The sequence below is a fragment of the Paenirhodobacter sp. CAU 1674 genome, assembly GCF_029222945.1.
In the GTDB taxonomy this organism is placed as follows: Bacteria; Pseudomonadota; Alphaproteobacteria; order Rhodobacterales; family Rhodobacteraceae; genus Rhodobacter.
Genome location: NZ_JARHUH010000007.1, coordinates 166,591 through 186,169 on the forward strand (window position 1 = coordinate 166,591; position 19,579 = coordinate 186,169).

At 66.0% G+C, this 19,579-nt stretch carries 16 protein-coding genes and 1 tRNA gene; 8 read left to right on the top strand and 9 right to left on the bottom strand.

What is annotated here, in order from left to right; all coding sequences use genetic code 11:
- The first annotated feature begins 32 nt into the window (after positions 1-32).
- A complete protein-coding gene (locus tag P2G62_RS11830) occupies positions 33-758 on the top strand; it encodes a proteasome-type protease (RefSeq protein WP_275735107.1) in 726 nt (241 codons plus the stop codon).
- Positions 759-764: 6 nt separating this feature from the next.
- Here P2G62_RS11830 and P2G62_RS11835 read toward each other — a convergent pair whose 3' ends face one another.
- Positions 765-1,706 carry an alpha/beta hydrolase gene (locus tag P2G62_RS11835; RefSeq protein ID WP_275735108.1) on the bottom strand — a complete coding sequence of 314 codons (942 nt, stop codon included), beginning with the start codon at positions 1,704-1,706 and terminating at the stop codon, positions 765-767.
- Positions 1,706-1,993, bottom strand: coding sequence for an SCP2 sterol-binding domain-containing protein (locus P2G62_RS11840; protein WP_275735109.1), 288 nt, complete (start codon positions 1,991-1,993; stop codon positions 1,706-1,708). Before P2G62_RS11840 ends, P2G62_RS11835 begins: the two co-directional genes overlap by 1 nt.
- 76 nt (positions 1,994-2,069) lie before the next feature.
- Between P2G62_RS11840 and P2G62_RS11845 the strand changes: the two genes are divergently transcribed.
- From P2G62_RS11845 to P2G62_RS11865, 5 genes are all read left to right on the top strand, one after another.
- Positions 2,070-2,618, top strand: coding sequence for a tetratricopeptide repeat protein (locus P2G62_RS11845; RefSeq protein WP_275735110.1), 549 nt, complete (start codon positions 2,070-2,072; stop codon positions 2,616-2,618).
- 26 nt (positions 2,619-2,644) lie between these two features.
- Complete coding sequence (locus tag P2G62_RS11850; RefSeq protein ID WP_275735111.1) at positions 2,645-5,443, top strand: helicase-related protein; 2,799 nt, start codon at positions 2,645-2,647, stop codon at positions 5,441-5,443.
- 1 nt (position 5,444) lies between these two features.
- Positions 5,445-5,753, top strand: coding sequence for an RNA-binding S4 domain-containing protein (locus P2G62_RS11855; protein ID WP_275735112.1), 309 nt, complete (start codon positions 5,445-5,447; stop codon positions 5,751-5,753).
- A gap of 109 nt (positions 5,754-5,862) precedes the next feature.
- On the top strand, positions 5,863-6,201 hold the full coding sequence (gene fdxA, locus P2G62_RS11860) for a ferredoxin FdxA (protein WP_275735113.1): 339 nt from the start codon (positions 5,863-5,865) through the stop codon (positions 6,199-6,201).
- Between the two features lie 339 nt (positions 6,202-6,540).
- Positions 6,541-7,050, top strand: a complete 510-nt coding sequence (locus tag P2G62_RS11865) for a CarD family transcriptional regulator (RefSeq protein ID WP_275735114.1) — start codon at positions 6,541-6,543, stop codon at positions 7,048-7,050.
- Positions 7,051-7,116: 66 nt separating this feature from the next.
- Here the strand turns inward: P2G62_RS11865 and P2G62_RS11870 are convergent, their stop codons facing one another.
- The 5 genes from P2G62_RS11870 to P2G62_RS11890 form a co-directional block, all read right to left on the bottom strand.
- Positions 7,117-9,009, bottom strand: coding sequence for a monovalent cation:proton antiporter-2 (CPA2) family protein (locus tag P2G62_RS11870; RefSeq protein WP_275735115.1), 1,893 nt, complete (start codon positions 9,007-9,009; stop codon positions 7,117-7,119).
- Between the two features lie 164 nt (positions 9,010-9,173).
- Positions 9,174-12,470, bottom strand: a complete 3,297-nt coding sequence (locus tag P2G62_RS11875; RefSeq protein ID WP_275735116.1) for a hypothetical protein — start codon at positions 12,468-12,470, stop codon at positions 9,174-9,176.
- A 208-nt stretch (positions 12,471-12,678) separates the two neighbouring features.
- Entirely contained in the window at positions 12,679-13,962 is a 1,284-nt protein-coding gene (locus P2G62_RS11880) for an O-acetylhomoserine aminocarboxypropyltransferase/cysteine synthase family protein (RefSeq protein ID WP_275735117.1), read from the bottom strand.
- A 156-nt stretch (positions 13,963-14,118) separates the two neighbouring features.
- Complete coding sequence (locus tag P2G62_RS11885; RefSeq protein ID WP_275735118.1) at positions 14,119-15,111, bottom strand: hypothetical protein; 993 nt, start codon at positions 15,109-15,111, stop codon at positions 14,119-14,121.
- A gap of 130 nt (positions 15,112-15,241) precedes the next feature.
- Positions 15,242-15,325, bottom strand: a tRNA-Tyr gene (locus P2G62_RS11890).
- 123 nt (positions 15,326-15,448) lie between these two features.
- On the opposite strand from P2G62_RS11890, the gene rlmB reads away from it, so the two are divergent.
- A complete protein-coding gene (gene rlmB, locus P2G62_RS11895; protein ID WP_275735119.1) occupies positions 15,449-16,231 on the top strand; it encodes a 23S rRNA (guanosine(2251)-2'-O)-methyltransferase RlmB in 783 nt (260 codons plus the stop codon).
- A 197-nt stretch (positions 16,232-16,428) separates the two neighbouring features.
- A complete protein-coding gene (locus P2G62_RS11900; RefSeq protein ID WP_275735120.1) occupies positions 16,429-16,845 on the top strand; it encodes a CoA-binding protein in 417 nt (138 codons plus the stop codon).
- Positions 16,846-17,008: 163 nt separating this feature from the next.
- On the opposite strand, the gene P2G62_RS11905 is transcribed toward P2G62_RS11900, so the two are convergent.
- Positions 17,009-18,193 carry an aminotransferase class I/II-fold pyridoxal phosphate-dependent enzyme gene (locus tag P2G62_RS11905; RefSeq protein WP_275735121.1) on the bottom strand — a complete coding sequence of 395 codons (1,185 nt, stop codon included), beginning with the start codon at positions 18,191-18,193 and terminating at the stop codon, positions 17,009-17,011.
- Between the two features lie 79 nt (positions 18,194-18,272).
- Positions 18,273-19,577, bottom strand: coding sequence for an FAD-binding oxidoreductase (locus P2G62_RS11910; RefSeq protein ID WP_275735122.1), 1,305 nt, complete (start codon positions 19,575-19,577; stop codon positions 18,273-18,275).
- Between the last annotated feature and the right edge of the window lie 2 nt (positions 19,578-19,579).

The window sequence follows — 19,579 nt, forward strand, 5'->3', positions numbered from 1 at the left end:
CTCGCCGTAACGCGCGAATCCCGGGGGATCGGATGACCTATTGTGTGGGCCTGCTGCTGGATGCAGGCATGGTTTTGTTGAGCGATACCCGCACCAACGCCGGGGTCGACAATATTGCGATCTATCGCAAGATGTTCGTTTTCGAAGAACCGGGCGAACGGGTGGTGACAATTCTGACCGCCGGGTCGCTTTCGGTGACTCAAACCACCATGGCACGCCTGCGCGAGGCGGTGGACGACCCCGACGCCACGCCGTCGGATTCGATCATGCTGGCGCCGACGATGTTGAAGGTGGCGGAAATCGTCGGTGACACGCTGGCTTCGGTGCGGCAGGACATCGACGCGCGGATGGAGGCATCGAAGGTCTCGACCTCGGCCTCGATGATCGTTGCGGGGCAGCGCAAGGGCGGCGCGATGCGGATGTTCCTGATCTATCCCGAAGGCAATTTCATCGAGGCGACCGAGGACACGCCTTTCCTGCAGATCGGCGAGCATAAATACGGCAAGCCGATCCTGGACCGGGTGGTCCGGCCGGATACTTCGCTGGAAGACGCGCAAAAGGCGGTGCTGCTGTCGATGGATTCGACCCTGCGTTCGAACCTGTCGGTGGGGATGCCGCTGGATCTGGCCGTGATCGAGAAGGACGACTGCAAGGTGACGATGCGGCGCCGGATCGAGAAGGAAGACGCGCAGTTTGCGCGCATGTCGCACGCCTGGTCCGAAGCCTTGCGCGACGGGTTCACCAGGATCGCACTGTAAGCGCGTTTAGCCGAGGTTGGCGTCGAACAGGGCCGCGCAGGCGTCGTAGAAATGCGCGCGGGTGGCCGCGGTTTCCATCATCACCTCGTGTTGGGCGCTCGCGATCCGGTCGAGCCGGGCCTTGGGCCAGCGTGCGATCTGACGCTCCACCGCGGGGATGTCGACGATCCGCTCCAACCCGCCGAGCGCGGTATAGCAGGGCAGATCGGGGGCCGGCAGGGCGGCCAGCGCCGCGCATTCCAGAATGCCTTCGGTCACCCAACGCAGCGAGGGGCCCGACAGCATCAGCGCGGGGGCCTGTGCCAGTTGATCGACCATGAAGGCCCACATGCCGGGATCCGTGGTCAGCTTGTTGTCCAAAAACGGATCGCGGAACACATAGGTCTGCGGGCCGGTGCCGGGGGCATAGCGCAGGGCGAAGGCGGTGTTGTTCAACGCGCGGGCGATATGCGCGCCGAAGGGATGCACAAGGGCGGGCAGGCCGATGCCCCACATCGGTGCAGAAAAGGCGCAGGCCGCGAACGGGTGTGCGCCCATCAGCGCCCGCAGGCCGATGGCGCCGCCCATCGAATGGCCCAGGATGAACCATGGGCGGGGCAGCTCCAGCGCCTCTGCCGCCTGACAAACAGCAGCCATATCAAGCTGATAGTCGGTGAAGTTGACAACATGCCCCTTGACGGGATCGTCCAGCAGGCGGTCGGCCAGCCCTTGCCCGCGCCAGTCCGCCGCCAGCATGGCATAGCCCCGCTGCGCCAGATCGGCGGCGGCGGGGCCGTATTTTTCAATATATTCGGTGCGCCCGGGCAGCAGAAAGACCGTGCCTTTCGCGCCCGCCGGGCCCGGCCAGACGCCCAGCCGGAGCCGCACACCATCCGCCGCCGTCAGCCAGAACGCGCGCCCCCCTTCGGGGCCGCGCGCGATGTCGGCATGCAGCGGCGCAGGTTGCATCACGACAGTGCCGAACCCAGTTGCATCGCCAGCCCCATCGAGCCGTCGATCTTCAGCTTGCCGGTCATGAAGGCCATGGTCGGGTTCACATCGCCCGACAGGATGCCCTTGAACGTGTCGACATCGGCGATCAGCGTCACGTCGGCCTCGTCATCGCCCGCGCGCACGCCGTCGGCGTCGATCACGATGGCGCCTTCGTCCTTGATGACGAATTTTGCGGTCGACGAAAACCCGTCGGGCAGTTTGGCCGCAAGCGCGGCCACGGCCGCCTCGATGATGTCGCTCATGAATTCCTCCGATTGTGATGGCCGGGGCTCTCGCTTTCTCCGGCACTTTGGTTACAGTTTAGTTATGCGCGGGGCCATGACCATAAACAAATATATCGTAGCGGCACTTTCCGCCCTGATTTTGGGCGTTTCGTCGGTGCATGCGGAAACCGCGGGGCTGGAGCGGTATTTCGACGAACTCGCCGATCCCGATTATGCCGGATGGGAGCGCGCGCAGGCGGATATCGAGCGCGCGTGGTCGCGCTCGGGCTCGGCGGCGATGGATCTGCTGTTGCAGCGGGGCGAGACGGCGCTGGATGAGGGCGATACAGACGCCGCGATCGAACATCTGACCGCGCTGACCGATCACGCCCCCGATTTTCCCGAAGGCTGGAACGCGCGCGCCAGTGCCTGGTTCATGGCGGGCGCCTTCGGGCCTGCGCTTGATGACATTGCGCATACGCTGGCGCTGGAGCCGCGGCACTGGGGCGCGTTGGCGGGTCTGGGGATGATTCTGGAGGAAATGGGCCAGGAGGAAAAGGCCTTGGCGGCCTTTCGTGCCTCTTTCGCCTTGAACCCGCATCAGCAGGATGTGAAAGACGCGATCGGCAGGCTGGAAAAGGCGCTTGCGGGCGTGGCCCTGTAACGGCGGCGCGGTAAGCGGGTAGGATGATGTCAGGGCAGATCACGGCCATGCTGGGGCCGACCAATACCGGCAAGACCCATTACGCGATCGAGCGGATGCTGGCGCATCGCACCGGGGTGATCGGCCTGCCGCTGCGTCTGCTGGCGCGCGAGGTCTATGACCGGATCGTGCGGGCGCGCGGCCCGTCCTGCGTGGCGCTGGTGACGGGCGAGGAACGCATTGTCCCGGAACGGACGCAATACTGGGTCTGCACGACCGAGGCGATGCCCGAGGGAATCGGCGCCGATTTCGTGGCGCTCGATGAAATCCAGCTATGTGCCGACCCCGAGCGCGGCCATGTCTTCACCGACCGGCTGCTGCATGCGCGCGGCCTGCACGAGACGCTGTTCCTGGGATCGGAAACGATGAAGGGCGCGATTGCGGCGCTGGTGCCGAAGGTGCAGTTCACCCGGCGCGAGCGGTTTTCGGAATTGAAGTGGGCAGGTTCGAAAAAGACAAGCCGGATGCCCGCACGCAGCGCAATCGTCGGGTTTTCGGTTGATAATGTCTATGCCATTGCTGAACTGCTGCGCCGTCAGAAGGGCGGATCGGCGGTCGTGATGGGCGCGCTGAGCCCGCGCACGCGCAATGCGCAGGTCGAGATGTATCAAAATGGCGATGTCGATTATCTGGTCGCCACCGATGCGATCGGCATGGGGCTGAACCTCGATATCGAGCATGTCGCGTTTTCCGCGACCTCCAAATTCGACGGGCGCCGGATGCGGCCGCTGTTCCCGCACGAGCTGGGCCAGATCGCCGGGCGGGCGGGGCGGCATACGATGGACGGCACCTTCGGCGTGACCGGCGAGGCCAGCCCGCTGCCGCCCGAGGTGATCGACGCGGTGGAAAACCACCGCTTCGCGCCGATCCAGCGGCTGCAATGGCGCAATCCGCGTCTGGAATTCGGCACCACGGCGCGGCTGATCCAAAGCCTGGAAGAAAGCCCGCGCGACGAATGGCTGACCCGCGGGCGCGATGCGGACGACCTGATCGCGCTGAAAACCCTGTCGGAATTCCCCGAGGTGACCGACCGTGTCACGCACCCCTCGGACGTACGGCTGTTGTGGGATGTCTGCCGGATTCCCGATTTCCGCTCGATTTCGCAGACCGAACATGCGACCCTGCTGGCGCGGATTTTCGGCTTTCTGCAATCGGGCAAGGGGGTGCCGTCGGACTGGCTGGCGGGGCAGATCGCGCGCATCGACAAGGTGCAGGGCGATATCGACGCGCTGTCCAAGCGATTGGCGTTTATCCGCACATGGACCTATGTTGCCCAACGCAAAGGCTGGGTTGACGACGAAAGTCATTGGCGTGCCGAGACGCGCGCTGTAGAAGACCGCCTGTCAGATGCGTTGCATGGCGCGCTGACCCAACGATTTGTGGACCGGCGCACCAGTGTTCTGCTGCGGCGGCTCAAGCAGAAGGAGACCCTCGTGGCCGAGGTGAACGACAAGGGCGAAGTGATGGTCGAAGGCGAATTCGCCGGCCGTCTGGACGGGTTCCGTTTCAAGCAGGATGCGACCAGCTCGCCCGATGAGGCGAAGATGCTGGCACGCGCCGCCTACGAGGCGCTGCGCCCCGAGTTCAGCCTGCGGGCGGACCGGTTCTATAACGCGCCCGATACCGAGATGGACTTCACCGAGCAGGGCGGTCTGATGTGGGGCACGGTGGCCGTCGGCAAGCTGGTCAAGGGCCCCGAGGCGCTGCGCCCGACGGTCGAGGCATTTGTCGACGAAGAGGCGGGCGCTGACGTGGCCGAGAAGGTCAAGCGCCGCCTGCAGCATTTCATCGACCGCAAGATCGCGACCCTGTTCGAACCGCTTCTGGCGATGAGCCGGGACGAGGCGCTGACCGGGCTGGCGCGCGGCTTTGCCTTCCGTCTGGTCGAGGCGATGGGCATCGTTCCGCGCGAAGGCGTGGCCGCCGAGGTCAAGGAACTGGATCAGGAGGCCCGCGGCGCGCTGCGCAAGCATGGCGTGCGCTTCGGTCAATACACGATCTTCCAGCAGGCGCTGCTGAAGCCCGCGCCGACCCGGCTGCGGCTGGTGCTGGCCTCGCTGTGGGACGGGTTGCAGGAGTTCCCCGAAAGCCCGCCGCCCGGCCTGGTGACGATCCCGAACGTGGCCGAGATCGAGGCTTCGGCCTATACCCGCTCGGGCTATCGTCAGGCGGGCGCGCGTGCGATTCGCATCGACATGCTGGAACGTCTGGCCGACATCCTGCGCGGTCAGGACAGCCGCGGCGGGTTCGAGGCGAACCCCGACATGCTGTCGATCACCGGCATGACGCTGGAGCAATTCGCCGATCTGATGGAAGGTCTGGGCTACAAGGCCGAGAAGGGCGAGCGCGAGAAAGCCCGCGTGGCGCCGGTGCCGCAAGCCCCGGTCGAGGGCGCCGAGAACCCGATCCCGGAAGAGGCCTCGCCGATTGCGGCGGCCGAAGCCGAGGCTGAGGCGGCCGCCCCCGAGATGGAAGTGTTCTACACCTTCACCTGGGCGCCGCGTCCGCGCGCGCCGCGCGGGGATCGTGGCGCAGAGCGTGCCGAACGTGGCCCGCGTCGTGACGGTGCCGAAGGCGGCAAGCGTCGCGAGGGCGGTGAAGGCAAGCCGCGTGGCGACCGCAAGGACACCAAGTTCGGCGGCAAGCCGAAGGGCAAGGGCGGCAAGCCGGGCGGCAAACCCGATGGCCAGCGCCAGTTCGAGGCCCGCCCGCCCAAGAAGGACAAGCCGATCGACCCGGACAACCCCTTCGCCGCGGCGCTGATGGGCTTCAAGAGCAAGTCCTGATGTGACCGAGGCGGAGCGGCTCCGCATCGACAAATGGCTCTGGCACGCGCGCTTTTGCAAGACGCGCGGGCTGGCGGTCGATCTGGTGCAGGGCGGCAAGCTGCGGGTGAACGGGCAGAAGGTGCTCAAACCCGGGCGCGCGGTGGGCCCGGGGGATGTGCTGACGCTGGCCTTCGGTGGCCAGGTCCGGGTGCTGCGGGTGCTGGCCTGCGGCACGCGCCGCGGTCCGGCGGTCGAAGCCGCGTTGCTGTATCACCTGCTGGAAGAAACAGGCGTTCGCGCAACCGGCGCTGCGGCAGAACAGCCGTAACGCGGGCAGGCCAGATCGCCGCAGTCGGGCCTTTGTGCACGCTCTTCTCTTGATTGATGGGCCGCCGCCCGCTAGGTATCGCGAAAATCCAAACGTCCGGGGTTCGTCCATGACCTATGTCGTCACCGATAACTGCATCGCCTGCAAATACACCGACTGCGTCGAAGTCTGCCCGGTCGACTGTTTCTACGAGGGCGAGAATACGCTGGTGATCCACCCCGACGAATGCATCGACTGCGGCGTGTGCGAACCCGAATGCCCCGCCGATGCGATCCGCCCCGATACCGAACCGGGCATGGAATCCTGGGTCGAGATGAACCGCAAATATGCCGAGATCTGGCCGGTTATCACGCAGAAGAAAGACCCGCTGCCCGACCACGAGAAATACGACGGCGAGACCGGCAAGCTCGAGAAATACTTCAGCCCAAATCCCGGCACGGGCGACTGATTCTCAAACTGCCACATGATTTTGCGCGAATCGCCCGGCTTCGGGCGATTTGTCGTTTCGGGCGGTGGTAAAACCTGCTCTCGCAGCCCCCCGATTTTGACGTAAGGCCTTGTTTTCCCGCGTTCACGGGCTTGTGGCAGTGCGTCGCGCTTTAAAATGCCCGGATTTTATGCTACATTCCTGTGACAAAGGATCTCGACCCTAAACCTCGCGCAGCACTGCTCGGTTGCGGAGGGCGCTTCAGTGATCGTCAACACCTTAACGGCGCGAAGGCGGCCGGGGGTGTTTTATGCTCTCTGAACTATGGGCAAGCAAGTGCGGCTGCAAGGAAGCAACTGAATGACCAAGACCAAAAAGACCGAGTTTCGCCCGGATGATTTCGTTGTGTATCCCGCTCATGGCGTCGGCAAGATCATCTCGATCGAAGAACAGGAAATCGCCGGGCTGCGGCTGGAACTGTTCGTGATCTCGTTCGAAAAGGACAAGATGACCCTGCGTGTGCCCACCAACAAGGCCACCGATTTCGGCATGCGCGGGCTCAGCTCGCCCGATATCGTCAGCAAGGCGCTCGATACGCTGCGCGGCAAGGCCAAGGTCAAGCGCGCGATGTGGTCGCGCCGGGCCCAGGAATACGAACAGAAGATCAATTCGGGCGACCTGCTGTCGATTGCCGAGGTGGTGCGCGACCTGCACCGCAGCGACGATCAGCGCGAGCAGTCCTATTCCGAGCGTCAGCTTTACGAAGCGGCGCTGGAGCGTCTGACCCGCGAAGTCGCCGCCGTGTCGGGCACCGACGAGGCCGGGGCGGCCAAGCGCGTTGACGACGTTCTGGTCGGCCGCGCGGCCTGACAGGCACGCAGAACAGTTTGCCGAAACGCGGGCCTTCGGGTCCGCGTTTTGCATTTGTCCCGGGGGTCAGCTGTCCGCGATCGGCGCGCTCTCTTTGCCCGAGGGTTTTTCCGGCTTCTCGGCGCGCGCGGCGAACCGTGCCATCATCGCGGTTTCCAGTTCGGCGTTCAGGTTGCGGATGCGCTCGATATATTCGGGGTTCTGTTCGACCGGCACACCCGGTTTCCAGACCCGTGCCAGATCGCGTACCGCAGCGCGGTCGAGTTTGAAGAACAGCTTTTCCAGTTCGGCCGCCTCGAATTCGTTCAGCCCCACGTTTTCCAGCACATAGCGCCCCGCCCGCAGCGAGGAATCGAACATCTCGCGCACGATGTCATCGGCGCCCGCGCGATACAGTTCAAACACATGAATCCGGTCGCGGGCGCGGGCGATGATGTGCAGATCGGGGCGCAGCCGGCGCGCATAGGCCACCAGTCGCGTGATCGAGGCCTTGTCGTCCAGACAGACCACCAGAACCTGCGCCTTGGCAATCCCGGCCGCGGCCAGCAGGTCGGGGCGCGTCGGGTCCCCGAAATAGCCCTTGAAACCGAAGGTGCGCATCAGCTGGATCGTCTTGAGGTCGGCATCCAGAACCGTGGTCTTGAACCCTGACATCGTGACCAGCCGGTTCACCACCTGTCCGAAACGGCCCACGCCGGCGATGATGATCGGTTCCTGTTCCTCAATCGCGTCGGCATCGGGGGCGTCCTCGTCGCCGCGCGCCAGTTTCGCCAGCAGATCCTGCAGAATGAACATCAGCGGCGTAATCAGCATCGACAGCGCGATGACCAGCAGCACCTTTTCGGCCAGGGCGGCGGGGAAAATCCGCTGGCTGACCGCGAAGGACACCAGCACGAAGCCGAATTCGCCAGCCTGCGCCAGGCCCAGTGTGAACAGCCAGCGATCCTTGCCGCGAATGCGGAACAGCCGGGCCAGTCCGAACAGGATGCCCGCCTTCAACCCGACCAGCAGCAGGACCAGACCCATCACCTGAAACGGCGCTTCGAAGAACACCGCGAAGTTGATGCCAATGCCCACGGTGATGAAGAACAACCCCATCAGCAGGCCCTTGAAGGGCTCGATATCGCTTTCCAGCTCGTGCTTGAATTCGCTGTCGGCCAGAACGACGCCCGCAAGGAAGGTGCCAAGCGCGGGCGACAGCCCCACCAGGTTCATCAGCGAGGCGATCCCCACCACGATCATCAGCGCCATCGCGGTGTTGATCTCGCGCAGCCGCGCGGCGTGGACGAAGCGGAACAGCGGGCGCACCAGATAGTGACCGGCAATCACGGTGAAGGCCACGGCCGCAAGCGTCAGCAGCGTAACCCCCCAGCCCGGCAGGGTGTTGATGAAATGCGCCACCGCATGATCGGGCGTCGTTTCGGCCTTGGCCAGCGCCCGTGCGCCCGGCAGCGCCAGAAGCGGCATCAGCGCGAGCATCGGGATCACCGCGATATCCTGCGTCAGCAGCACCGAAAACGCCGAACGCCCGCCTGCCGTCTGCATCAGCCGTTTCTCGTTCAGCGTCTGCAGCACGATCGCGGTCGAGGACAGCGAAAACACCATCCCGAGTGCAAGCGCGGTCTGCAAGTTCATCTTCAGCGACAGGGATACCAGCGTCACCGCCGCCATCGTCAGCACCACCTGCAACCCGCCCAGCCCGATCAGCTTGTCGCGCATCGCCCAGAGCGCGCGCGGCTCCAGCTCCAGCCCGATCAGGAACAGCATCATCACCACGCCGAATTCCGCGAAATGCTGCAGGTCGGTCATTTCCGCGCCCGACAGCCCGGTCACCGGCCCGATCAGGATGCCCGCGATCAGATAGCCCAGAACCGAACCCAACCCCGCGCGCGTTGCCAGCGGAACGGCCATGACCATGGCGATCAGATACAGTGTGGCTTGCAGCAAAAAGCCTTCCATCGGCGGCGGACTCCGGTTCGGTCGTCCCGGGGAGGGGCGCGACCGTGGGCGAGGGGAAAGGGATGATCGGCTCCAGCCTAGAGCATGAGCCCCCGCACGCAAGGCAAAAAACCCAACGTTGCAGCGATGTTACCTTTGTTGATCGGGGCGGTCGGGGGCGTGGCTCAGCTGCCTTTCAGCAGCTTGAGCGTATAGCTGCGAGAGCCTTTCTGATAGGTCAGCTGGCTTTCGCCGATCGCTGTGACCTTGCCGCCATCCAGACGGTCCCCGACCGAGACCTTGATGAATTTGCCATTCGGCATGCGGATCAGGGCGCGGCGGCTTTTCGAGGCGCCATAAAGCCCGATCAGGTTCATCTCGCCCAACTGAATGACATTCTTCTGCGTGGCCTGTTTGGCGACCGAGGCCGATGTCGGCAGTTTCGGTGCGGCATGGGTGGGCTCGGGTTCGTCGATTTCTTCCGGGGCGGCAGCGGGGGCCTTGGCGGCGGCTTTGGGCACTGGCGCGGCGGCGGCGGCCACCGGGGTTGGCACCGGCTCTGCCGCGATGGCGGCGGCCAGGGCACGCTCGACCGAGGCCTTGAAGCTGCTGGGTTTGCTGGACGGCCGGCGCGAGACCGCCACGGCGGCGGCCGTGGCCCCCGCAAACGGATCGGCGGCTGCGGCCTGCGCTGCGGCTGCCGCAGCGCTGTCTGCCTCGGCCCGCGCGGCGGCGGCGCGAATGATCGCCTCGGGGCGGGTGCGCGGTTTCTTCGCGGCCAGCCGGGCCAGTTCGGCCGGGCTCAACTGGGGCGCCAGGGCGGCGCCGTCATCAATTGCCGCAGGTGTGGTGGCATCTTCGATGGCTGGCGCTGGCTGGTTTTCCAGGGCAGCGGCTGCGGCTGCGGCTGCGGCGATGGCGGCCGGGCGGGTCTTGGGTTTAAACCCCTTCAACGCCGGGTCGGCATAGGGCGCAGGCTCCGCCGCTGGCTCCGCTCCGGTGGCAGGGGCACTTGCAGGGGCTGGCGAGCTGGCCGGAGCGGCCGCGGCCGCCGCTGCAATCACACCTTCAGGGCGCGCGGCGGGCACCCGTTCGGGGCGCCCTGCGAACAGCATGAAATCGCCGGGCATCAGCACGCCCTGCGGCGTCGGCTGGATCTCGCCCTCGGGGCTGATCCGCGCCAGTTGATCGAACGGCGGCGGTGCACTGGGGGCGGTGGGCTGCGTGTCGGTCAGGCTTTCGGCGGGCGGCAGGCCGGTCTGGGCTGTTGCGGACAGCTGCGGATCGGCGCTCGACAGCGCGGCCAGTGCCATTGCCGTCTCGGCCGCACTGTCGGTTGCCTGCGGCGCGGCGTCTTCGGTGGCCGGTTGCGTGGTGTCGGTCGTCTGCGGTGCATTGGCGGCAGAGGCTGCGGCCAGCGTCGAATCGACAGCCGGCAGGGCGGTTTCCGTCGCCGGTTCATTGGCCGCGGTTGCCACAAGGGCTGGCGCCGGTTCCGCCGTCGCTTCGGGCGCGGTCTCGGCCAGATCAACGCTTTCCGGCGGCGTGGCCACCTGCTGCGGATCGGCCGTGCCGGTCAGGCCAGCGCTCTGCACATCGTTTTCCGCTGTATTCTGATCGCCAAGGAAGCTCGACCACAGCGCCACGATCACGATGAACAGCACCAGACCGCCCGTCAGCTTGGCGCCCAGATAGCGCGGCTTGCCCCCGACTTTCGGCATGCGCCGCGCGCCGAACACTGTCTTGTCGGTGTCCATCGCACTGGCGGGCACAGTTGCTTGCGGCGTGCCGGTCGCTGCACTATCGGCGCCCAGCCCGAGACGCGCGCCCAAACTTTTGTGTGCGGGATCTTTCGGCGCGTTTGCGCGTGTCTTGCGCGCCGCCAGCCCCCGCGCAAGCGCCTTGCTGGCACTGCCGCTCAGCGCTGCCGTGCCACGGGCCGCGCGGTCCAGACCTGCCCGCGCTGCACGGCCGATTTTCCTGGCTTTCTGTTCGATCCCGGCCTCGGGGGGCGGGTCGGGCAGCGCCAGACCCGGCGCGGTGATCCCTGTCGCCCCGGACGCCGCAAGGCGAGATTTCCGCTCGGGCGCGGCAACAGGTGTGATGCGGCCAACGCCGCCCAGCCGCGGGGCCGTTGCCGGAGTTTCCGTGGTATCGGGCACGGCCAGCAAGTCGCGATTGCGCCGCGACTGGAAGGCGGCGATCCCGGTGTCCGGGGTCACCGGGTCTGGCGATGGCGAAGCCGGCTGGCCTGCATCCGCATCGGCGTTGGTCGCGGGCGTCTGTGCCGCGGGCTCAAGCCAGGCCCAGTCGTTTTCTTCCTTTGCGGTGGCCTCGGCGTCGGGGGCTTCCGCCTCCTGGGGCGGAACATCCTGCACCGGGGCGGCATCGAAAGCGGGGTCCAGAGGCGCGTTCAGCGCCAGATCCAGATCCAGTAGCGCCTCGGGGTCGCTCAACTCGCCGCCAAGCGTTTCAAGGGCGATCCCGTCGCCCTGTGTCGCGGGTGCCGCCGCTGCAAACGCGTCTCCCGCTTCGGGGATCGGCGTGAAAGGCGCCTCCGGCGGTGGCAGATCCGCGGGGCTGTCGTCGAAGGGCTGCTCCTCGAAGGGCGCCTCATCGGGCAACTCCACGGGCGCGTCGGCGGGCGGCAGTTCATCGGGGGCTTCGGGTTCGGGCAAGTCGTGCGGTCGCTCCGGCTGCCCGGGTGCGGGCAGGTCCGGCTCGGGCAGGTCGGGCCCGGGCTCCGGCAGATCGGGTTCGGCCGGTTCCGGCTCTGCGGGCGGAACTTCTTGCGGTGCGGGTTCGGGGGCCGGTTCGGGCTGCTCGGGGGGCGCCTCGCCGGGGGCCTCAGGGGGCAGTTCCACGGGGGCGGGAACAGGGGTCTCGGTGGGCGGTGCGGGGGGCAGATCGGGGGCCGCGGCTGCCAGGGGCATCGCCGCAGAAGATATCCGCACCGGGTCCTGATCGCGATCGAGCCGCGCGCCTTCGGGCAGATGCGCGCTCGCCACGCTGGTCATGCCGAAATAGGGCTCGCCTGCGAATTGCCCGGGGGCGGGCATCGCCACGAAAGAGACCGGGCCGAAGCCGTGGGTCTCGGCAAAAGCCTCTGCCTCGGCCAGCGTCTCGCGCGCGACCACGGCGACGTGCACCACCTCGCCATGGCCGGACCAGTCAAATACCAGATCGGCCACACTATAGGGCGTCATCCCCTCCAGCGCGGCGGTGATCTGGCGCCGTCGTTGCGCGGCGCGCGGCCCGGGGGCGGTGATCTCGGTATAAAGGATCTGCGAGGCCGGGATGATCAGCTTGCTGCTGACCCCCTGTGGCGCCAGATCCTGCGCCGTGCGGTGCAGCGCGGCCAGCGCCTCGGTCAGATCGGGGGCGTCCAGCGCGACGGAACCAAGCTCGAACCAGGTGTTGCCCGCGCGGTGCAACAAACCGATGCCGTCATGCGAAAGATTGAGGGCGAAGCTTGGTTTCATTCCGGGGCTCTAGGATTGGGGCGCGGCCTGCCGCAAACCGGCGCGTCTGATCGTCAACCTTGGTAAAGCAGATTTCCGCGCATGAAAAGGCGCCCACCGGAATGTGTTGGCCGCAGCGGCAGGTTTTCGCAAGGCCTGGCTGGCATCGCCGTGCAGAAAGGGGCCCGAAGGCCCCTTGTGCAGCGGTTGTCAGGGCGGTGTGTCCGGCTCAGGCCGTGGCGGCACGCAGCGCCTGGTCCAGATCCGCGATCAGGTCGGCGGCATCCTCGATCCCGATCGACAGGCGCACCACATTGGGCGCGGCGCCTGCGGCGATCTGCTGCGCTTCGGTCAGCTGGCGGTGCGTGGTCGAGGCCGAATGGATGATGAGCGAGCGCGCATCGCCAAGGTTCGCGACATGGCTGAACAGTTTCAGGTTGTTCACCAGCTTCACGCAGGCCTCATAGCCGCCCTTCACGGCCACGGTGAACAGCGCGCCCGCGCCCTTCGGGCAGATCTTGGCTGCGCGGTCGTGCCAGGGCGAGCTTTCCAGCCCGGCATAGGTCACGAATTCGATCCGCGGATCGGCCTCCAGCCATTGTGCCACCGCCTTGGCATTGGCGACATGCTTGTCCATCCGCAGGCTCAGCGTCTCGATCCCCATCAGCGTGTAATGCGCGCCCTGCGGGTTCATCGTCATGCCCAGATCGCGCAGCCCCACGGCGATCGAATGGAAGGTGAAGGCCATCGGGCCCAGGGCTTCGTGGAATTTCAGCCCGTGATAGGCGGGTTCCGGGGCGCTCAGGCTCGGGAACTTGTCGCTGGCCGACCAGTCGAACTTGCCGCTGTCCACCACCACGCCGCCGGTGACGGTGCCGTTGCCGGTCAGGTATTTCGTTGCCGAATGCACCACCAGCGTCGCGCCATGTTCGATCGGGCGGCACAGATAGGGCGAGGCCAGCGTGTTGTCGACGATCAGCGGCACGCCCGCCTTGTCGGCGACTTTCGCAATCGCGTCCAGATCGGTGACATAGCCGCCCGGGTTCGAGATCGACTCGCAGAAGATCGCGCGGGTGTTGCCGTCGATCGCCGCTTCGACCGCCGCCAGATCGTCGAAATCGACGAAAGTGCAGCCCCAGCCAAAGCGTTTGATGGTCTGACCGAATTGCGTGATCGTGCCACCGTAAAGCCGGGTCGAGGCGACGATGTTCAGCCCCGGCCCCATCAGCGGGAACAGCGCCATGATCTGCGCCGCATGGCCGGACGAGCAGCACACCGCCCCCGCGCCACCTTCCAGCGCCGCGACCCGGTTGGCCAGCGCCGCCACCGTCGGGTTGGTCAGGCGTGAATAGATGTAGCCGACCTCTTGCAGGTTGAACAGCCGCGCTGCGTGATCGGCGTCTTTGAAGACATAGGCCGTCGTCTGATAGATCGGCACCTGCCGCGCGCCGGTCGCGGGATCGGGCTCGGCGCCCGCGTGAATTTGCAGCGTTTCAAAGGAATAGTCGGACATGTGCATCTCCCGCAAAGCAATCGCGCGCACCCTATCTGCCGCCCCGGCGCCCTTCAAACACATTCGCCTTCGCTAATATGCAAACCGGGCTTTCGGCTTCTTCTTGGAAAAAATACTCAGGCCCCGCCGGCAACCACGGGCGCGCCGGCCGCATGTTCAGCGCAGCCACAGCCCCGCGCGCTTGATCGCGTTGCGCAGCACATGTTCACGTTTGGGCAGGTCGTTGCGATCGAACATCGCGCGCAGCTTCGCACCCTTGCCCTGATAGATCAGCCGCTTGGCGGGATCGTATCCCTTCAGCACCTTCTTCACCACATTGGGGGCGGCGACCTGTTCGACCATCGCCACTGCGGCATCCGATTCGCGCGCATACAGCAGCGGCAGCGCGCGGTAATGGCAACTGACCGCCCCATCGAGCCCATCCAGCCCGGGCCCCGGACGACCGCCGCCGAAGCTGTGGATGACCAGCGGCAGCGCCACCTGATCGAGCCAGGGATCAAGCGACTGGCTGGCCAGTTCATCGGGCGTGTCCCAGCGGATCGAATGGGCGTAATGCATGAACCGCTTGCCGAAGGCCTGCGCATCGGCGCCGTAAAACCAGCCTGCATTGAAATACAGATAGCGCTGCCAGTATTCGTCGAACTGCGATTTATCGAGCGAGCTGTCGAAATCGAGCCCGAACCGATCGTAAAGCGACTTCCAGATCGCCGTGTAACCCGGCCCATAAAGCGGCGGCTCCGGCCAGGTGCCCTCGCGCCGCATCGAAGCCGAAGGCCGTTTGAAATCGAATTTCACATCCGACAGCGGCCCGGTGAACACCGTGTCCGTGTCGAAAAACACGAAGGGCTCGGCGGGCAGGGCGGTCATCGCCTCGATCTTGTTGCCGTAGGGGTAGGACTGGCCGAAGTGCCTGTTCTCGAAGGGCACGATTTCGGCGCCGGCATCTTCCAGCAGGGCACGCACCGGGTCGGAAATCCGGGTCGGCGCGGTCCAGCGGGCGCCGCTGGGTTCGGCCACAATCAGGCGGCCCTTGAATTCGGGATTCATCGCGCGAAACGAGCGGGTAAACAGGATGGCCTCGTATTCCAGCCGTCCGCTCTGGGCGACGCAGAAGACATTGAACACCTGTTGCTTCTTCTTGCCCGCCATACGCACACGCCCTTCCGATTTGGCGCCAGTATAGCGGCTAATCCGGCAGGCAAAAGGGCGGCTTTGCTGCGTTGCAACGCAACGGTGCAAGCCTTGCGGCTTGCAGAAAACACCAATCCTGAGAGGGGAATGGTGGGTGACCCTGGAATCGAACCAGGCGTGGGTCGCCCCGGCGGAGTTACAGTCCGCTGCCGCACCTTGCAGCACGTCACCCGACGCTGCGGGGGAGATACCGAAGGGGGCGGGGGGCGTCAAGCCGGAAAAATCCGGTTTTTGCGCCGCTCTTGCCAAACGGGCCCGGGCAGCGCAGGAAGGGGGGCAAGCGAGGGGATCTGCGATGAAGAAACCGACCTGGGTGATTGACAAGGAACGCGCGCGCCGCGCGGCGGCGGCGGAAACCGTGTGGCTGTTCGGGCTGCATGCGGTGCGCGACGCGCTGATGAACCCGGCGCGCGAAAAACTGCGACTGGTGCTGACGAAAAACGCGGCCGACAAGCTGGCCGAGGCGATTGCCGCAGGCGGTCTGTCCCCCGAGATCGTCGATCCGCGCAAATTCGACGCCCATGTCACGCTGGCCCCGGATTCGGTCCATCAGGGCGCCGCGCTGGAGGTCAAGCCGCTGCACTGGGGCACGCTGGACGAGGTGTGCCTGAGCGGCGCAGGCGCGCCGCTGGTGGTGCTGCTCGACCGGGTGACGGATCCGCATAACGTCGGCGCGATCCTGCGCTCGGCCGAGGTGTTCGGCGCGCGTGCCGTCGTGGCGCCCGCGCGCCATTCCGCACCCGAGACCGGCGCATTGGCGAAAACCGCCAGCGGTGCGCTGGAACGTCAACCCTATCTTCGGGTGGTCAACCTGGCCGATGCGATGCAGAAGCTGCGCGATATGGGCTATGTCCTGCTGGGTCTGGCGGGCGAGGCCGAGATGACCCTGGCCGAAGGTCTGGCGCAGGCGGGCACGCGGCCTGTCGGGCTGGTGCTGGGGGCCGAGGGCCCGGGCCTGCGCGAAAAGACGCGCGAGACCTGCGACGCGCTGGTGAAAATTCCCTTCGGTGGGGCGTTCGGCTCGCTCAACGTTTCGAACGCGGCGGCGGTGGCCCTGTACGCGGCCACAAATCGCTGAGGTCACAAACGCGCGAGAGGCTGTGGATTTCGAACCGGCCCCCTTTAACCGGGCTTTTACGTTCCTATGTCTGACTCAGGAAGCACGGCTCTGGAACCGCCGCGCTTCAGTTCACTGTCCCTCGTTCCGCCACTGTGCGCCCGGCCTCTTGGCTCGGGCGCATTTTTCTGCAAGCTGGCGCGAAACAGGAGGCGATGATGACTGATCCCGAAATCCGTGAAATTCTCAGCGATACCAAGGTGATTGCCGTCGTGGGCATTTCCGCCAATCACGACCGCCCGTCCTATCATGTGGCCGAATACATGCAGGCCAAGGGCTATCGCATCATTCCGGTCAACCCGGGGCTGGCGGGGCAGAGCCTGCTGGGCGAGACGGTCTATCCCGATCTGGCGGCGATTCCCGCCGATCTGAAGGTCGATATGGTCGACATCTTTCGCCGCTCCGAGGCGGTGCCGGAAATCGTCGAACGGGCGCTGGCGCATCTGCCCGCGCTGCGCACGGTCTGGATGCAACTGGGCGTGATGCACGAGGGCGCCGCGGCGAAGGCCCGGGCGCAAGGGGTGCGCGTGGTGATGAACCGCTGCCCGAAAATCGACTACCCCCGAGTCATGTAAGGCGCGCGCGGCGTGGGACCGGGCAGGGGGGCCGCCCCCTCTGCGGCTGCGCCGCATTCACCCCGGGATATTTCCGGCCAGAAAGAAGGTAAGCCGCTGCTGCTTTCTTTCTGGTTCAAATATCCCCGCCGGAGGCCCCGGGCCCAGCAGCCCGCGCGCGGTGTCAGCCTTTGACCGCCGTTGCCGCCTCGACGATCGCGTGGGCGATGAAATCCAGATCGGGTTTCTTCAGCCGGGCGGGCAGGCGGGTGTCGCAGGCGCGCATCAGCATCGCGCGGGTCTTCGGCAATTCCGGGATATCGCCGAGGAACTGCCAGTTCCAATAGGCGCGTGCATTGTCTTTCGACAGGCCAAAGACCTGCACGCCGACGCCGCGGGCCTTGGCTTCGTCCTGCAGGCGCAGCGCTTCTGCGTCGCTCCATTCGCCCACCAGATTGAACTGCAGGCTGTCGGGGGCCCGGGTTTCGGGCGCAAGCGGCGGCGGCACGTCGAGCCAGGGCGAGGTATTGAGGATTTCGGCCACATAGTCGTGGTTCGCGCGGCCGTCGGCCACCCGGCGCGGCACCTCGGCGATCTGCGGGCGGATCACGGCGGCCGACAGGTTCTGCATCCGGGTGTTGTAGAGCGGCAGCTTGTTTTGCCAGTGATGGAAGCTGTTCTGCAGGCCGGGGTGCTTTTTCCAGTTGTGTTCATAAGCACCCGACATGATCACCGCGCGCGCCGCCAGTTCCGGGTCGTCGGTGATCAGGATGCCGCCCTCGCCCGCGTTGATCAGCTTGTAGCTTTGGAAGCTGAAGCAGCCGATCTTGCCGATCGTGCCGATCTGGCGGCCGTTCCATAGCGTGCCCAGGCTATGGGCCGCATCCTCGATCACCGACACGCCGCGCGCATCGGCCAGCGCCATGATCGCATCCATGTCCGAGGTGTGACCGCGCATGTGGCTGATCATCACCGCGGCGATGGTGTCATCGAATTTCGCTTCGAAATCGGTCATGTCGATGCGGAAGTTATCGGCCACCTCGACCAGAACCGGCTCGCAATCGGCATGCACGATTGCCGAGGGCACGGCGGCGAAGGTGAAGGCGGGCACCAGTACGCGCGCGCCGCGCGGCAGATCCAGCGCCTTGAGCGACAAAAACAGCGCCGCCGAACAGGACGCCACCGCCACCGCATAACGCGCCCCGATGAAGTCGGCGAATTCCGCTTCCAGCTGCGAGACCGGCGCGTTTTCCGAAGTGTAGCGGAACAGATCCCCCGAGCTTAGCAGACGGTCGATTTCTGCGCGGGCCGCCTCGGGGATCGGTTCGGCGTCGTAGCAATTCGGGGCGGTCTGGCCATCACGGGGCATGGGGCGATCCTGCTTTGTCATCGCGCAAGCTCTACGTCTTTTCGGCTGTAAAGGCCAAATGAAAGTTTTGTATCGGCGTTCAGATGCCGATGCGGTCGCGCAGGGAAAACCACGACATTCCGGCCACCAGCATCGGCCAGCGCAACAGCCCGCCACCCGGGAATGCGGGCATCGGCAGCGCGGCCATCGCGTCGAACCCGTCGCCGGTGGCGGTAACCGCCTGCGCCATCAACTTGCCCGCAAGGCAGGCCAGCGCCACGCCATGGCCCGAAAACCCGCTGGCCGACAGGCAATTGGGGGCCGGGCGCGCGAAGCAGGGCATCCGGTTGAGCGTGATCGCCAGCGTGCCACCCCAGGCGTGGGTGATTTTCACATCCTTCAGCGCGGGATAGACCGCGAGCATCGGTTTGCGCACCTTGGCCGCGATGTCGCGCGGAAAGCGGTAGGTGACGGTTTCGCCGCCGCCAAAGACCAGACGGTCTTCGTGCAGGCGCCAGTAGTTGACGACGAACTTGGTATCGTGCGCGGCGATGTTGCGGGTCAGAACCTCGGCGGCGCGGGCGCCCAATGGTTCGGTTGCGACGATGTAATTGTTGATCGGCATCACCCGCGCGGCGATCTTCGGCTCCAGCCGGTCCAGATAGCCGTTGGCCGCCAGGATGACGTGATCGGCCATGATATGGCCCTCGGCGGTCTCGATGCGGCTTTTCGTCCCGGTGGTGCCATGCACGATCCGGGTGACCGGGCTGCGTTCGAAAATCACCGCGCCTGCGGCCTCGGCCAGACGCGCGATTCCCAACGCCAGATTGAGCGGGTGGACGTGACCGGCGCCGTGGTCGATATCGCCACCGATATAGGCGTCCGAGGGGATCAGCGCGCGCAACCCCGCCGCATCCAGCGGCTCGATCTGATCGTAGCCATAGTGCTGCGCTAGATGTTCGGCCATCTGGTGCGCATGGGCGACCTCGGCGGGTTTGCGTGCGGCATGTGCGATGCCGCGAAAGGTGGGCACGCCCGCCTGCGCCGCCAGATCGTAGGTCAGGGCCTTGGCCTCTTCGGCCATGTCCCACAGGCGGCGGGCGGCGGGCTTGCCCGCCATCTGTTCCAGATCGGTCACCTCGAGCCGCTGACCCGAACCGATCTGCCCGCCATTGCGCCCCGAGGCGCCGAAGCCCGCGCGATGCGCTTCCAGCACGATCACCCGCCGCCCGGCCTGTGCCAGATGCAGCGCCGCCGACAGCCCGGTATACCCCGCGCCGATGATGCAGACATCGGCCTGATCCGCCCCGCGCAGGGCAGGGCGGTCGGGGGCCGGGTCGCTGGTGTCGACATACAGGCTGGCGGGGTATTCCCCCAACCGGTCATTGGCAAACAGAAGGTTCATGG